Here is a 15,043-nt window from a genome sequence, read left to right as displayed (position 1 = left end):
TCCTCACGCTGCATTTTGCGCCGAAGAATCGGCCTGACTAGTCCAGTTCTCGTACCAGGTACGGAACAGTCTGAACTGTTGTTCAACATAGCCGCGCTGGCTGTCAGTAAGGGCATCTGTTTCGTTGAAATGATGCGTGTATTCGGGATGACCCGTCATAACCATCAAGTGTTTGTAGTAGAGCACAAGATCGGTGCCTTCGTCGAAGGACGACAAAACGCCCAAAGCCGCCTCAAGCTCCAACGCCCGGGCACGCGCGTTGGCATCGCCCTTGGCCGCCGCCTGACACAAATCCACCAGATGCAGAATCTCATCGGGCAGCACATTCCCGATCCCAGTGATGGCGCCGGTTGCGCCACAATTCACGATTCCGTGGAACACTGCGGTATCCACGCCGACCATCAGGGAAACATTGTCATCACCGCTGGTGATGTTTTCGGACGCATAGCGCAGATCTTCGGCGCCGCCGAATTCCTTGTAACCGATCAGGTTCGGGTGGTCCTTGCGCAGATCAAAGAACAGGTCCGCACGGGTGGTAAATCCGTAATAAGGGCTGTTGTAGATCACTGCGGGAAGATCCGGTGCCGCGGCCAGAATGCCTTTGAAGTGGTGCCGCTGCGCAGTCATGGACGCGCCGCGTGACAGTACACGTGGAATGACCATCAAGCCGCTGGCGCCCACTTTCTGCGCGTGTGCGGCATGCTGGATTGCCAAGGCCGAATTGATCGCGCCTGTTCCCACGATCACCGGGATACCAGCCCCGACCAACGCCTCGACGCCCTGCATACGTTGCGCATCGGTCAAAAGGGGCCAATCACCCATCGAGCCACAATAGACAACCGCGGACATGCCCGTCTCGATCAGCTCAAGACCTTTACGCACAAGCGCCTCAAAGTCAGGACTGCGATCCGCGCGACAGGGCGTCATCAGGGCCGGGATGCATCCGGAAAAGACATTCGGGTTCACGATTTGGGTCTCCGTATTTTTTTGCCGGGCCGGTGGAATGCCCCACCGGGTTAGGGATTCGTGTAATCTTGCCGTCAGTCTACTTTAAATATTTTATTTGTCGACAAATTTTCGACAAGAAGGAATAAGGCCCTAAAATACGTGAAAAACAACTGGTTTTTGGCTGGGATTAACACTCGACTTAGCACCGGTACGTGTGGCAAAATTGATGTGCGAACGCAGATGGACCGCGATCCAGCGGCTAGGGAATGCTCTGACATGGAAAAACGAAAGCCGGTCGAAGCCGGCCGCAAACGTGGATCAGGCGTTCAGTTCGTCTATGAAACCCTGCGGGACGAAATCATCGACCTCGCCCTTGCGCCCGGCAGCGCCATAGACGAGGCCAAGCTGAGCGAGCGGTTCTCGATGTCGCGCACCCCGATCCGTGAAGCCCTTGTCAGGCTGACGTCGGAAGGGTTGGTGGCGACACTGCCGAACCGCGCGAGCATCGTGGCGCCCATAGACTTTTTGAATCTTCACACATTCTTTGATGCGATGACCCTGATGTATCGCGTTACAACCCGGCTGGCCGCCGAATACCGAACGGACCAGGATCTGTGCGACATTCGCATGCGGCAGCAGGAATTTTCGGATGCAGCTGCCAAAAATGACGTTCTGACCATGATCGCAAAAAATGCAGAGCTTCATAATACAATCGCCAAAGCAGGGCGCAACCCATATTACGAAAGCCTGACGCGCAGATTGCTGAACGAAGGGCAACGGATCATGCGGCCCTATTATTCGTCTTTTGGGGATCGGTTACCGGATCGGTATTCCCTGGAACATGACGACATAATCGCAGCTATAGCGGCCCAGGACATCACCGAGGCCGACCGATTGGCGAGCGCCCATGCGGAACAAATCGTCCAGAACATCCGCGACATGATCTCGGCGGATCGGCGTCACTCAATCAAACTCTGATTCTGTTTCGCTAGATACTAAGCCGTTGGAAAAATTGAGGGGTTTGAAGGTTTACACCCGAATCTTCCCAAATAAATTTACCTCTGCTAAAAAAATTTTGATATTTCCTCTGCGATCCGGTTGAATGCGCGGCAACCCACGATTCCGGGAGACAGGGAATGACCGCAGCAAACGCGCGCGACAAATCAAAGCCGAAGGGCACGCCGACCGAGTTGGGGCAGGCAATTCGCAGGCGGCGCAAGGCGATGGGCCTGACTTTGGACAAGGTCGCACAGACCTCTGATCTGACAACGGGCTTTCTGTCTCAGGTCGAGCGCGGCCTGAGCTCACCCTCGCTGACCTCGCTGATGGCGATTGCCGCGGCACTTCAAACCAGCATCGAAAAGCTGCTCAGCGTACCCGAGGTGTTCAGCGAATATGTGGCAAAGGACAACCGCCAGACATACTCCCTGGGTATGCGGGGCAGGTTTTATGAGAAGCTGGGCCCTGGTTTTACCGGTGCATTGTTCAACCCACAGATCGTTCATCGCCCCCCGGGGCACGTTTCCGAAAAGATGCGGCATGAGGGCGAGGCGTTTTGCTATCTGATCTCGGGACGGCTTGAATATCACCTTGGTGACAAGGTTTTCATTATGTCGCCAGGTGACGTCGTTCACCACGACACATCTACCCGCCATTTCTCAGTCGTATTGGGGGACGTAGAAGCCGTAGAGCTTTGGGTAACAACCTCTCCGATCAATGATTCCGGCTTTGTGGCAAGTTAAATTGACCAACCGAACAGAGGTCAGCCTAAATACATTTGGCCATTTTTCACCCACCACTAAAAAAAGCTTTAGTATTGTTAAGAATCGGATATGGTCGCCCCGAGCATGGATTCATTCTGCGGGAGGACTGATTATGAAATTGAAGACGGTTTTGGGACTAACCGTTGCCGCTACCCTGGCCATGCCTGCTTTGGCACAGGAAAGAGGCGGCACACTCAACTTTGCACGCTATGACGGGTCGCGCCTGATTGATCCGATCTATGCGGATCGCAACCCTGATATCTGGATGGTCGGCAGCCTGTTCGACACCCTGCTGCGGAGCAGTGCCGACGGCAATTCCGTCGAACCCGGCCTTGCTGAGACCTATACAGTCTCTGACGATGGTAAAACGGTTTCGCTGACCCTGCGCGAGGGGATCAAATTCGCAAACGGTACGCCCATGTCAGGTGACGACGTAGTCTTTTCCCTCGACCGAGCGCGCAATCCCGACCTGAGCCCCTGGGCTGGCTTGCTGGGTTCGATCGACGCGGTTACCGCAGATGGAAACGCGATCACGGTTGCCCTTGGCAGCCCGGATCCAACCATCCTGTCCATGCTGGCCACATTCAACACGGCAATCGTGTCCAAAGCGGCCTTTGAGGCCGCAGAAGGTGCAACAGATCAGGAAAAATCCGCTGCGATATTTGCCGCCACAGCCGCCGGAGTAGGCTCTGGCCCCTTCTATCTGTGTGGCTTTGAACAAGGTGCATCGATGGATTTCTGCGCCAATGAAAACTATTGGCGCATGGGCGCAGACGGCAAAGCTCTGCCGTATCTGGATGCCGTACATTTTGAGATCATCCCGGATGACGCTACCCGCATTCTGAGTTTGCAGGCCGGAGAAGTTGATGCCGCAGAATTCATCCCGTTCAGCCGTGTGGCCGAGCTGGAGCAGGATTCTAACATCAACATGAACCTCTATCCGTCCACGCGGATCATCTATTCGCCAATCAATACGCGCGATAACCGAGCCGATGGTTCTGCCAACCCACTGGCCGACGCCCGCGTCCGGCAGGCGCTGAACTATGGCACCAACAAAGAAGCGTTGATCGGGCTGGTACTGCATGGCGCGGGTCAACCGATGAGCTCGCCGTTGATGGCCAAGGCTACCCAATATGCCGCCGACATGACCCCGCTCTATGGCTATGACGTGGACAAGGCCAAGGCATTGTTGGCCGAGGCCGGGTTTGCCGATGGAACCGAAATCACCTTTACCACGCTGGCAGGTTCTGCGGACGATGCAACCATCTTTGCGGCGCTTCAGCAGATGTGGGCTCCTCTGGGCGTCGATCTTGTGGTCGAGCAAGTGGACGGCGCAACACGCGGCGCAAAGAACCGATCAGGTGAGTTTGACATTCACACCTATGGCTGGGTCAACGATGTAAATGATCCCAGTCAGGTGGTGGGCTGGCTGGGCCACACACCCACGGCCAAGGCAGTAGGAACCGGCTGGGAAAACGCCGAGTTTAACACCCTGTTCGACGAAGCCGCCGGTGAAATGGACGCCGAGGCGCGCAAAGCGAAATTCGCCCGAATGCAAGAGCTCTATGCCGAAGCAGCCCCCCTGCTGTTCATGTATGAGACCCCCTTTGCCGTTGCAGTTGGCTCAGCTGTCGAAGGCTATGTCCAGACCCCTCTGGGCAACAATATCTTCGATCAAGCAACCGTCAGCCGCTAAGGTAAGACCCCTGGTCCCGCCGCTTTCAGGCGGCGGGACAAATTTGCGGAGCTCGCTTTGTCCAGCCTGTCCTATATCTTCAAACGACTCCTGATGATGATCCCGACCTTTTTTCTGGTCATGATCATTATTTTTCTTCTTGTTCGATTGCTACCGGGGGACCCTGCCATTGCGATGGCCGGTGATCGTGCCTCGGACGCCGACATCCAGGCCATCCGTGAACGGCTTGGGTTGACCGAACCTATGCTGGTGCAATTCTGGCTGTTCCTGACCAACACCGTGCAGGGCGATCTGGGTCGGTCCATCCTGATGCGCTCGGATGTGATCAATGTGATTTCTGACCGGCTTCCTATCACAGTCTTCCTGACCGTGTATTCGGTGGTTTTGTCGCTGCTGATTGCCGGTCCGCTGGCCTTTGTTGCCGCGCTCAACCGGGGGCGCTGGCCTGATGCTGTGATCCGCACCGTCTTTCAGATCGGGCTGTCGATGCCGGTGTTCTATATTGGCCTCGTTCTGTTGACCTTTCTGGCAGCACAGCTGCGCCTGTTTCCGGTCGGAGGATATGGCGACACCTTTACCGAGCGGCTCTATCACCTGTTCCTGCCTTCAGTGACCGTAGCGCTTTACACCTCGGCCATCATCATGCGGAACCTGCGCAGCGCGATTATCGAGGTTCTGGACGCCGAATATGTCCAGTTCGCGCGTGCCAAAGGCCTGCCTCCTCGTTTGGTTCTGGGTCGCCACGTCCTGCGCAATGCGCTGATTTCGACGGTAACCCTGCTGGGCCTGTCCATCGGCAATCTGATGAGCGGGACATTGGTCACCGAAACCGTATTCGCCGTGCCCGGAATGGGGCGCCTGATGCTCGAGGCTATCTTTGCCCGCGACTACCCCCTGATTCAGGGGCTGACCCTGACATTTGCTGTTCTGGTTTCCGTGGTTTTCCTGATGACCGACCTGTTTCAGAGTCGCCTTGACCCAAGGATGCGCCTGCAATGAGTGACGCGACCTTCAACAGCACCCCGCAGCGCCCCACCTTCATGCAGCGGGCCTTGCGCAAGCCTGGGTTTGTGGCCGGGTGCATCATCATCGGGTTTTCGGTGCTGCTTGCCCTGTTTCCCGGCGTATTCGCGCCCTATGACCCAAGCGCAATCGACTATCAGGCCCTGCGCCAACCACCATCCTGGGCACATCCGTTCGGCACAGATCTGTTAGGGCGCGACAGCCTATCCCGCGTCATCTGGGCCTATCAGGTCAACATGCAGATGGCAATTTTCGGGACTGTATTCGCGTTGGTCACCGGTATAACGGTTGGCGCGCTGGTCGGGTATTATCGCGGCATCGCGGACATGATCTTTGGCCGCATCGTTGACGCTGTAATAACCTTTCCTTTCCTGGTTCTTGTCATTGCCGTGGTTGCGGTTCTAGGGCCGGGCCTGATCAACATGTATATCGCGATTTCAGTTGTTTACTGGGTCTATTATGCGCGCCTGATGCGGGCCGAGGTGATCGCTCAAATGGGGAATGACTATGCCTCGGCCGGGGTGGTCATGGGCTATTCTGACCGGCGCATCATCTTTCGCCACCTGCTGCCAAACGCGATAACGCCGGTTATCGTCTATTGGATGACCGACATGGCGCTGGTGATCCTGCTGGGGTCATCCCTGGGCTATCTTGGTTTGGGGGCGCAACCACCGCAGGCCGAATGGGGCGTGCTGATCGCCGAAGGGCGCAACTTTATCTCGACCGCCTGGTGGCTGAGCCTGATGCCCGGCATCGCCATCGTTCTGACCGGCCTTGGCTTTTCGCTTTTGGGCGATGGGCTTGCCGATCTGCTGAGACCGCGGGGATAGCGATGCAGGACCAAACGAAACTTCTAGAAGTAACCGGGCTATGCACAACCTTTCACAAGAACGGTCGCGCGCTGCCTGCGCTGCGCGATGTCAGTTTCGGCGTAAACCGGGGTGAAGTTTTGGGGCTGGTCGGCGAAAGCGGGTCGGGCAAGAGCGTCACGTTGCGCTCGATCATGGGGCTGGCGCGCCGCTATGGCGACGTGACCGGTCAGGTGCGCTGGAATGGAAGTGATCTGATATCCATGTCAGACAGGGCTCTTCGTCGGTTTCAGGGTCGCGAAATCGCGATGATTTTTCAGGAACCGATGACCTCGCTGAATCCACTGCTGACAGTCGGACTGCAACTGGAAGAGACCCTGCGCGCCCATACCGACCTGCCCCGCGCCGCGCGCTTGGATCGGGCAATCGAAATGCTGGACCTTGTCGGCATCCCCTCGGCAGCGCAACGCTTGAAGGATTATCCTCACCAATTTTCTGGCGGAATGCGCCAGCGGGTCATGATCGCAATAGCGCTTGCCGCAGAACCCAAACTGTTGCTGGCGGATGAACCCACCACAGCACTGGACGTGACCATACAGGCGCAGATCCTCGATCTGATCCTGCGACTGGCGCAGGATATGGATATGGGGGTTGTGCTGGTCACCCATGATCTTGGCGTGGTTGCCCAGACTTGCGACAACGTGGCCGTTATGTATGCGGGGCGGATCGTCGAACAAGGGCCGGTCCGCGATGTGCTGCGGGCACCGCATCACCCCTACACTGTGGGTCTGATGCGGTCTGTGCCCGAAAACATCGCTCCTCGCACGCCGCTATATTCTGTTCCCGGAGTGCCGCCCGCACTGGATGCCCTGCCTGCTGGATGCGCGTTTGCACCGCGCTGTGCCGCCTGCATAGACGCCTGCGCGCGAGAGCGCCCAGCGATGACCCTGATCACCGATCATAGACAGGTCGCCTGTTTCAACCCGATAACCAAAACCCAAGGGAACGCCGCATGACTGCCCTGATGCAAATCCGCGACCTGCATCTGCGGTTCCCAATGGGCCGTAGCATCGGCGATGTCATTTCGCGGCGTCCTGGTCGCGAAGTACGGGCGCTGAATGGTGTCAGCCTAGATCTGACCCGGGGCGAAACTCTGGGCGTCGTCGGAGAGTCCGGGTGTGGAAAGTCCACACTAGCCCGGTGTATCGTGCGCCTTCATAAGCCCAGCGACGGTTCAATCCACTTTGAAGGTCAGGACATATTCGACGGCGAAATCAAAGCTGACCGCACCTATAACCGCCGGGTTCAGATGATGTTCCAGGACCCCTATTCATCGCTCAATCCCCGGATGACGACAGGGCAAATTCTGGCCGAAGCCCTGAGCGTTCACAACATGCGCCCAGAAGCAGAAATTCCCGACCGTGTGGCCGAGTTGCTTGATCTGGTCCGCCTTCCGAAGGACGCGCAAGACAAGCTGCCGCACGAATTCTCCGGAGGTCAGCGTCAGCGGATCGCCATTGCGCGCGCATTGGCGGTCGAACCCGAAGTTCTGATTGCGGACGAACTGGTCTCGGCACTAGATGTTTCGGTTCAGGCGCAGGTGGTAAACCTGTTGCTGGACCTGCAGCGGGAACTTGATCTGACAATCCTGTTTGTGGCCCATGACCTGCGGCTTGTCCGTCATGTTTCAAACCGGGTCGCGGTAATCTACCTTGGGCGGATCGTTGAAATCGGCGACAGCGAAACCTTGTTTTCCGCCCCCTCCCACCCTTACAGCCAAGCTCTGCTTTCAGCCGCCCCTTCGCTGGACCCCGACAACCGCGGTGCCGTCAAGCGGCTTGACGGAGAGCTGCCTTCACCACTGAACATGCCCTCAGGGTGTCCGTTCCATGTCCGGTGCCCTCACGCCAGCAACATATGCGAAACCAAAGTGCCTGCCCTGATGCCTTTTGAAAATCGTGGCGAGGTCGCCTGTCACCATGTTGAAGAGATAAATGCCGATGCTTGATGCCCCCGGAACCGACCGATCCGCGATTGTTTCGGCCTTGCGCGCAGAGCTTAAAGCACAAGGTCTGGATGCCTTTATCGTGCCCCGCTACGACGCACATCAGGGCGAATATGTTGCCCCTCATGATGAACGCCTCGCCTTTGTAACTGGCTTCAGCGGCTCGGCAGGCATGGCCATCGTCACACCCGAAACTGTCGCTTTATTTGTCGATGGCCGCTATGTGGTGCAGGCTGCAAACCAGTGTGCCGAGGCTGTTTTCTCGCACCATCATCTGTTTAACGAGCCGCCCGAATACTGGCTGGCCGCCGTTGCACAGAAAGGATGGAAAATCGGCTTTGACTCGATGCACCTACCGCCGGTCTGGTTTGACCGATTTGAGCACGGGCTGGAAGGCAGCGGTGCCGCGATGGTAGCGACGGCTTCAAATCCGGTCGATGCAATCTGGACCGACCAACCCGCTGCCCCCCAAGGACAGATCGAGCCATTTCCACTTCAGTTTTCGGGCCGGGCGGCGGGTGATAAGATCTCGGATCTGGCCGCTGAGCTAACACGCCGAGAGGCCGGCTTGCTGGTGGAAACTCAGCCCGACAACATCGCCTGGCTGCTTAATGTGCGTGGCTCAGACGTGGCTTTCAACCCTGTTCCCAACTCTTTCCTTCTGTTGCAAAGCTCGGGCCAAGTGCACTGGTTCGTGTCTGACCAAAAACTGGATGCCGATGTCACTGACCACATGCCGGAAAATGTTTCGGTTCAGGCGCCGGATGGTTTTCTGTCTACACTCAGTGATCTCACAGCGCCCGGCCAGGCTGTGATTTTCGACCCCGATTTTTCGCCGACGGCGGTCAAACAAGTGCTGGAGCGTACCGGAGCGAAGGGCGTGCCGGTCAACGGATTGTTAAGCAAAACCAAAGCCCGCAAGAATACAACGGAACTGGAAGGGTTGCGCGCTTGCCATATGCGGGACGGGATCGCCTGGACCGAATTCTGCGCCTGGCTGGCGGCTCAGGTACAGAAACAGGCTGAACCGGTGACCGAGCGTGAAGCAGAACAGCGGGTATTGGCCTTCCGCCGCGCTCAGGATGGGTTCATCCACGAAAGCTTCAACACAATCTCGGCCGCCGATGGCAATGCCGCGATGTGTCATTACGCTACCGAGGCCGACAATACCGTTCCGATCCAACCGCGGGGCACATACCTGCTGGATTCCGGGGGGCAGTACGACACCGGCACAACGGATGCCACGCGCAGCTTTTCGTTCGGGCCTCAGCGGCCTGATGGATATGACCGGGCCTATACCGCAGTGTTCAAGGCCTTTCACGCTCTGGCCACGCTGCGCTTTCCTGCAGGCACACAGGGCCATCACATTGATGCAATCTGTCGCCGCCCGCTGTGGGATCTGGGATTGGATTATGACCACGGAACGGGTCATGGAATTGGCCACCGGTTGTCTGTCCATGAACATCCGCAGCGCATTGGCAAACCTTACAACCCGGTCGACCTGATGCCTGGCATGGTTATGTCGATCGAGCCGGGATATTACGAGGCCGGCAGGTTCGGCATTCGCATCGAAAACCTGTTCGAAATTGTCGAGGCAGATGACGGATTTCTGGAGTTCTCGAACATGACCTGGATCCCGATCCAGACGGATATGTTGATGCCAGATATGCTGAATCAGTCAGAAATTGACTGGATCAATGACTATCATGCCAAGGTTCTCAGACAGGTCGGGCCGCATCTTTCGCCTCTGGCCCTTAGATGGGCCCAGACGGCCTGTGCACCGCTGACCAAATAAACCAGAGTTTTGCCATCAGACCACCGTTCGAGGCGTCTTTCCTGCAAATACCGGCTGGACCCGGGCACCCTGATATTCGCAGGCGTTATCCAACCAGGCCAGAAACAGACGCGTGTTTCCAACAATGTGAGGGACAAAGCCGAAATCCGGTCGATTACCGGCCAGCTTTTGAACCAAAGAACCCGTTTGCAACACGAAGATCGCGCCCCCTACCACAACGGCGGCGCTGATTGTGGGCGAGGCTGCGATCTCATGGCTTTGGGTTCCGGCCACCCAAAGAGCAAATGCCAGACGCGTCATCGCCACCGTATCCGTGACGCGGCGCAAGCCAGGAAGGAAATAGGTGGATAGAGCCGTCGCGCATACAATGACAGCCATATAGATCAGGCCGATAACAACCGGGACGGGTAATCCGAAACGCGTTGCCTCTATATGTGAGTAAAGAGTGAAACCTGAGGCAAAAGCCAGAGCCGCAATCAGCGACAACCGCCGTCTTTCGAGACTTAGATGCCTTGTGACTCTTTTCACTGCGTCGACCCTCATGTTTTGTTGAGGATCTGTTTGAGATATGAATTTGTGATTGATCTGACGAAATAGCGGCGGAAGTTTGTCTTTGTCTCCCCTCACCATTCAATCGGTCGCCCAAATGACTTGGTTACGCCCTGCACGTTGGCCTTTTCACTCTGGTACGAGCGCAAAATCCAGCCCGGTTTAGGCCGCTGCAACCCGCTTCGGCGGCCCTGTGATTTCAGAAAAGAGGTTTGGCAGAATTCTCACCTCCTATGGTGAAAATCGCTCAAATTCATTCCGCTGGGCCCGTTTCAATGTCGCTTGCCTTCAGGATAAATGTGCTGTCGCTTCAATTTCCAACAAGGCCTCGTCTTCGACCAAACCCGCCACGATGATCATTGACATCGCAGGAAAATGCCTGCCGAAAACCTCACGATAGGCGGCCCCAACTTCGGCTTGCAGAGACAGATATTCGCGTTTGTCTGTTACGAACCAGGTCAGGCGGGTCACATCGCGGGCCGAGCCACCAGCGGCCTCGACAATATCAACGATATTCTGTAGCGCCTGTTTCATCTGTCCGATGAACCCGCCGCTGACAAATTTCTTGTTCGCGTCCCATCCTATTTGCCCGCCGATATGTAACGTTCCATCTTTGGTCAAAACGCCATTGGCATATCCTTTGGCAGGCAACCAGCCGTCGGGGTGAATTGTCTTGTGGCTCATAGCGCGTCGTCCCTGAATGCCTCGAGTTTTTTACGGATGTCTGCGGGCCAGGCCGTTGGACCGCCCTTTGAATCTACATGAACAAGCGTTGCTACGCTTGTCAGTCGCTCCTCTTGCGCACAACTGGCCACGACCGAGTATTCGGCTGAACTGCGTCCGATCTTTGTGATCTTCATCCGGAATATCAAATGGTCACCGTGACGGCTGGGCGCTGAAAATCGGGTTTGTATCTGTGCGGTAGGCACTGCGCCAACAGGATGAATCTCTTCAAACGGTTTGCACAGCACCTGATCGAAATAGGTCTCAACGCAATCATTGATCATCTCGAAATAGCGCGGGAAAAAGACAATCCCCGCCGGGTCGCAATGTTTGAACAGAACCTTTTGGTGGAATTCAAAAGTCATCAGACCCCCACATATTTTTCTGTGATGTCATGACCGAGATCCACCATCGCGCCAGACCAGACTGTTTTACCGCGCTCAAGAATGACCGCGCGGTCAGACACCAGCGCCAACTCTTTCAGAGACTTGTCGATCAACAGGATCGAAACATTGGTTTCCTGTTTCAGGCGATGCAAGACCGACCAGATTTCCTGTCGCACGATCGGAGCCAGCCCTTCGGTTGCTTCATCGAGGATCAAGAGCTGCGGATTTGTCATCAGGGCGCGCCCGATAGCCAGCATCTGTTGTTCTCCGCCGGATAGTGAGGCTGCCCTTTGGCCCTGACGTTCCTCTAACCGTGGGAACAGTTCAGCCACCTTCTGCAATGTCCAGGCACCGGGTCTGGCAGCGGCGATCAGATTCTCGCGCACCGTCAGGTCGGCAAAGCACCGGCGCCCCTCGGGTACCAGCCCGACACCAAGACGCGCGACCTTATAGCTGGGCAAAGCGTGCAGATTCTGATTGTTCAGCGACAGGGTGCCCTCGGACCGGATCATCCGGCAAATGGCTTTGACAGTCGTGGTCTTGCCCATCCCATTGCGCCCCATAAGGGCTGTAACCTCGCCCTGCGCCAGAGAAAGATCGACACCAAATAAAGCCTGACTGACGCCATATGTCGCGGTCAGGTTTTCTACCCGCAACAAAGTCATGCCTCATCCCCCAGATAGGCATCGCGCACCTCACGGCTTGCGCGGATTTCATCTGCCGTCCCGGTTGCAATCACCTTGCCATAGACCAATACGCTGATCCGATCAGCCAGCGCAAAAACGGCGTCCATATCATGTTCGACAAGCAGGATGGGCGCCTCTTCCCGCAGACCGTCAAGAAACCCGGTCAACCGCTTGGACCCTCCAGCGCCAAGCCCGGCCATCGGTTCATCCATGACAAAGACCCGAGGTGACAAAGTCAAAGCCACGGCGACTTCAAGCTGGCGGCGTTGACCATGGCTGAGATTTGCGCAACGCGTTTCGCGTTCATCGCCCAGGCCCACCCTTTCCAGCGCAGCCTCGGCCCTTTCGAGCAGCTCTGACCGTTTCAAGGCAGGTTTCCAGAACCGCCATACGAGGTTTTCCGCCCCCATGGCGCTCAACACGACATTTTCCAGAACCGTATCTTCCATGCACAGTTCAGATATTTGGAACGTCCGCCCCATCCCTGCCCTTGCCCGCTTTTGCGTGCCCAGGTCCGACACATCCTGTCCGCACAGCAAAACACGCCCCGAATCCGGTTGCAAACCTCCGCAAATCTGCTGGATCAACGTGGATTTTCCCGCTCCATTCGGACCAATGATGGCGTGGATCTCTCCTCGCCTGAGATCAATCGAGACGTTATCCGTAGCCTTTAACGCACCAAAGCTTTTGTTCAGACTCTCGGTGGCAAGGACGGGATCAGACATGTGCCCCCTCTTTCCCGGTTAGCAGCCCAATCAGGCCACCGCGACCAAACAGAACGATGCACAGCAGAACAATACCCAAATATACATGCCAGAAATCGGTTAGTTCACCCAGAAAATGCTCGAGCGCGACAAACACGCAAGCCCCAATTACCGGACCCATCAGGCGTCCGACACCTCCGATGATTATCAGCACAATCAATTCGCCCGAAAGCTGCCAACTGAACATAGACGGCGAAACGAACCGGTTGAGATCGGCAAACAGCGCCCCGGCCAGACCAGTGACAGCGCCGGACAGAACAAAGGCCAGAAGTTTCAGCCGCATGGGGTTCAATCCCACAGTCTCGACTCGCGCCGTAGATTGCCGTGTCGCATTAAGAGCCAGCCCGAATGGCGCGGCTTGCATCCGCGCAAACAGGAACAGGACGAGACATAGCAGCGCGAAACAGATGCCGTAAAACTGGATCGGATCCAATGTGTTGAGGCCGGGAAAACCGTTGCGAACATAGATGGATAATCCGTCTTCGCCCCCGTATTGCGCCCAAGAAATCGCGAAGTAGTAAAACATCTGTCCGAAGGCCAGCGTAATCATGATGAAATAAACGCCTGACGTTCTTAGGGACAGAAGACCGACGAAAAAGGCAGCAATGCCCGAAGTAAGCATCGCAACTATCCAGATCACGGGCATGGATTTACTGCCTTCGATAGAAATCAAGCCCAGATCCAGTGCCGTGTAGGTCTGCGCGTGATAGGTCAGAATGCCCATCGCATAGCCGCCGATCCCGAAGAAAACAGCATGGCCAAAGCTGACCAACCCCCCGATTCCCAGGATGACATTCAGACCAACCGCTGCAAGCGCCAAGATCACCGCCCGCGTCACAAGCGTGATTGTGAAGGGCTGGTCCGCGGCCAGCGCCCAAAGGGGCAGCGCCAGCAGGCCGGCGATCATCAGGCCATTGATGTATCTTTCATTCATTCTCATGCGCGGGCTCCGAACAGACCTGTTGGGCGCCAGATCAGGACCAATCCCATCAGAACATAGATTCCCATTGACGCCAGAGCCGAGCCGCTTTTCTGAGCGGCTCCCGGTTCCATGAACAGTTTGAACAGCTCGGGCAGGAAAACCCCGCCCAGCGTGTCGGTTAGCCCAACCAACAGCGCCCCGATGAACGCCCCCCGAACCGAGCCTATGCCACCGATTACGATAACCACGAAGGCCAGGATCAGAACAGGTTCACCCATGCCCACCTGTACCGACTGAATTGCCCCAACCAAAGCACCGGCAAGCCCCGCCAGCCCCGCCCCTAGTGCAAAGACCAACGTGTAAAGTTTCGAGATGTCGACGCCCAGTGCGGCAATCATTTCCCGGTCGTTCTTACCGGCCCGTATCTGCACACCCAAACGCGTGCGTTCGATCAGGGCCCACAAACCTACTGCAACAGCAAGACCAATCCCGATCAGGGTTAGGCGATAGAAGGGATATTCGATCCCGCCCTGCAGCGTGATCGGACCCGAAAGTGCCGCTGGAATATCCAGGAACAATGGGAAAGACCCAAAGACCCACCTTGTCCCTTCGGAAAAGATCAGGATCAGTGCAAAGGTGGCCAGAACCTGATCCAAATGTGGTGCCTGATAAAGCCGCCGGATAACGAGCATTTCTACGATCACCCCTGCCAGTGCGGCCGCAGCCAGAGCAGCAATCAGAGCAAGCAGAAATGACCCGGTCGCCCCTGCAACTGCTGCAGCGGCAAATGCACCCACCATGTACAAAGAGCCATGGGCCAGGTTGATCAGGCCCATCACCCCGAAGATCAGCGTCAGGCCAGCAGCCATCAAAAACAACATGACGCCGAACTGCAGCCCGTTCAGGATCTGCTCGATAATCAGGATCGAGGACATGGAAACTCCGGTGATCTGCCCGCCCCACTTTTACGGGCA

Annotated in this window: 16 protein-coding genes; 8 read left to right on the top strand and 8 right to left on the bottom strand. The window is 56.6% G+C overall.

Going from position 1 to position 15,043, the window contains the following annotated elements; all coding sequences use genetic code 11:
- Positions 1-3: 3 nt before the first annotated feature.
- Complete coding sequence (locus AC2FHW_RS13860; protein WP_416383930.1) at positions 4-969, bottom strand: dihydrodipicolinate synthase family protein; 966 nt, start codon at positions 967-969, stop codon at positions 4-6.
- Between the two features lie 255 nt (positions 970-1,224).
- Here AC2FHW_RS13860 and AC2FHW_RS13855 point away from each other — a divergent pair, with 255 nt between their 5' ends.
- The 8 genes from AC2FHW_RS13855 (at position 1,225) to AC2FHW_RS13820 (ending at position 10,039) form a co-directional block, all read left to right on the top strand.
- Complete coding sequence (locus AC2FHW_RS13855) at positions 1,225-1,926, top strand: GntR family transcriptional regulator (protein ID WP_271950025.1); 702 nt, start codon at positions 1,225-1,227, stop codon at positions 1,924-1,926.
- Between the two features lie 158 nt (positions 1,927-2,084).
- Positions 2,085-2,690 (top strand): helix-turn-helix domain-containing protein, encoded by a 606-nt coding sequence (locus tag AC2FHW_RS13850; RefSeq protein ID WP_271950023.1) that lies wholly within the window; start codon positions 2,085-2,087, stop codon positions 2,688-2,690.
- Between the two features lie 133 nt (positions 2,691-2,823).
- Positions 2,824-4,407, top strand: coding sequence for an ABC transporter substrate-binding protein (locus AC2FHW_RS13845; RefSeq protein WP_271950020.1), 1,584 nt, complete (start codon positions 2,824-2,826; stop codon positions 4,405-4,407).
- Positions 4,408-4,464: 57 nt separating this feature from the next.
- Positions 4,465-5,406: an ABC transporter permease gene (locus AC2FHW_RS13840; RefSeq protein ID WP_142637818.1), complete on the top strand. Its 942-nt coding sequence runs from the start codon at positions 4,465-4,467 to the stop codon at positions 5,404-5,406.
- On the top strand, positions 5,403-6,260 hold the full coding sequence (locus AC2FHW_RS13835) for an ABC transporter permease (protein WP_496822079.1): 858 nt from the start codon (positions 5,403-5,405) through the stop codon (positions 6,258-6,260). Before AC2FHW_RS13840 ends, AC2FHW_RS13835 begins: the two co-directional genes overlap by 4 nt.
- A gap of 2 nt (positions 6,261-6,262) precedes the next feature.
- The gene (locus AC2FHW_RS13830; RefSeq protein ID WP_271950016.1) at positions 6,263-7,255 is read left to right on the top strand and encodes an ABC transporter ATP-binding protein; all 993 of its coding nucleotides are present in this window, start codon (positions 6,263-6,265) and stop codon (positions 7,253-7,255) included.
- A complete protein-coding gene (locus AC2FHW_RS13825; protein WP_271950014.1) occupies positions 7,252-8,247 on the top strand; it encodes an ABC transporter ATP-binding protein in 996 nt (331 codons plus the stop codon). The genes AC2FHW_RS13830 and AC2FHW_RS13825 overlap by 4 nt, the downstream gene beginning before the upstream one ends.
- Positions 8,240-10,039 carry an aminopeptidase P family protein gene (locus tag AC2FHW_RS13820; protein WP_496822078.1) on the top strand — a complete coding sequence of 600 codons (1,800 nt, stop codon included), beginning with the start codon at positions 8,240-8,242 and terminating at the stop codon, positions 10,037-10,039. The genes AC2FHW_RS13825 and AC2FHW_RS13820 overlap by 8 nt, the downstream gene beginning before the upstream one ends.
- 15 nt (positions 10,040-10,054) lie before the next feature.
- On the opposite strand, the gene AC2FHW_RS13815 is transcribed toward AC2FHW_RS13820, so the two are convergent.
- The 7 genes from AC2FHW_RS13815 to AC2FHW_RS13785 form a co-directional block, all read right to left on the bottom strand.
- Entirely contained in the window at positions 10,055-10,567 is a 513-nt protein-coding gene (locus AC2FHW_RS13815; RefSeq protein WP_142637807.1) for a hypothetical protein, read from the bottom strand.
- Between the two features lie 309 nt (positions 10,568-10,876).
- Entirely contained in the window at positions 10,877-11,272 is a 396-nt protein-coding gene (locus AC2FHW_RS13810; protein WP_142637805.1) for a RidA family protein, read from the bottom strand.
- Complete coding sequence (locus AC2FHW_RS13805) at positions 11,269-11,676, bottom strand: acyl-CoA thioesterase (protein ID WP_142637803.1); 408 nt, start codon at positions 11,674-11,676, stop codon at positions 11,269-11,271. Before AC2FHW_RS13805 ends, AC2FHW_RS13810 begins: the two co-directional genes overlap by 4 nt.
- Positions 11,676-12,362, bottom strand: coding sequence for an ABC transporter ATP-binding protein (locus AC2FHW_RS13800; protein ID WP_271950007.1), 687 nt, complete (start codon positions 12,360-12,362; stop codon positions 11,676-11,678). Before AC2FHW_RS13800 ends, AC2FHW_RS13805 begins: the two co-directional genes overlap by 1 nt.
- Positions 12,359-13,108, bottom strand: coding sequence for an ABC transporter ATP-binding protein (locus AC2FHW_RS13795; RefSeq protein WP_496678003.1), 750 nt, complete (start codon positions 13,106-13,108; stop codon positions 12,359-12,361). The genes AC2FHW_RS13800 and AC2FHW_RS13795 overlap by 4 nt, the downstream gene beginning before the upstream one ends.
- Positions 13,101-14,081 (bottom strand): branched-chain amino acid ABC transporter permease, encoded by a 981-nt coding sequence (locus AC2FHW_RS13790; RefSeq protein WP_271950103.1) that lies wholly within the window; start codon positions 14,079-14,081, stop codon positions 13,101-13,103. Before AC2FHW_RS13790 ends, AC2FHW_RS13795 begins: the two co-directional genes overlap by 8 nt.
- 2 nt (positions 14,082-14,083) lie before the next feature.
- Positions 14,084-15,004 (bottom strand): branched-chain amino acid ABC transporter permease, encoded by a 921-nt coding sequence (locus AC2FHW_RS13785; RefSeq protein WP_271950004.1) that lies wholly within the window; start codon positions 15,002-15,004, stop codon positions 14,084-14,086.
- Between the last annotated feature and the right edge of the window lie 39 nt (positions 15,005-15,043).

This window comes from Ruegeria sp. YTSA108, assembly GCF_059610185.1.
This window is presented reverse-complemented; position numbering and strand designations above follow the sequence as displayed.